This is a genomic window from Faecalicatena contorta, assembly GCF_021531995.1.
Taxonomy (GTDB): Bacteria; Bacillota; Clostridia; order Lachnospirales; family Lachnospiraceae; genus Dorea_A; species Dorea_A contorta_A.
Genome location: NZ_JAFBIZ010000295.1, coordinates 1 through 609, shown reverse-complemented (window position 1 = coordinate 609; position 609 = coordinate 1). Strand labels below are relative to the sequence as shown.

General features: G+C 31.0%; 2 protein-coding genes. Both read left to right on the top strand.

The window, feature by feature from the left end; translation table 11 throughout:
• The coding region (locus JQM82_RS16025; protein WP_235251420.1) for an acyltransferase at nt 1–244 on the top strand (244 nt) is incomplete at its 5' end.
• Between the two features lie 4 nt (nt 245–248).
• Nucleotides 249–609, top strand: a 361-nt coding sequence (locus tag JQM82_RS16020) for a glycosyltransferase family 2 protein (RefSeq protein WP_235251419.1), incomplete at its 3' end; no start/stop codon positions are given.

The window sequence follows — 609 nt, the reverse complement described above, 5'->3', positions numbered from 1 at the left end:
GAATGTAAAAATATATGATCATAATCATGTTTATTCTGATAAATCAGAAAAACTAATATATGAGCAAGATTATAAGATTGCTGAAGTTATTATAGGTAAAAATTGCTGGATTGCAAGCAATGTAACAATTTTGGCAGGTGTCAGCATTGGTGATAATTGTGTGGTAGGGGCAAACTGCCTTGTTTATAAAGATATAGAAGCAAATAGTATTGTAAAGCATAAAGAGGAATTGATTATTAATTAATAGTATGAGACCTAAAATATCTGTTATTATACCGGTTTACAAGGTTGAAAAATATATACAGCACTGTGTTGACAGTATATTAAATCAAACATTGCAAGATATTGAAGTAATATTAATAGAGGATGGTTCACCGGATCTGTGTAGTGAAATATGTGATGCATATAGACAACAAGACCATAGAGTAACGGTTGTTCATAAAAAAAATTCCGGAGTATCAGCAGCCAGAAATATCGGATTAAATATTGCATCAGGAGAATATATAGGATTTGTGGATGCTGATGATATTGTTTCAAATTGTATGTTCGAGATGCTTTACACTCAGGCGATTCGATTAAATGCTGATATTTGTATGTGTAGCTATAAAA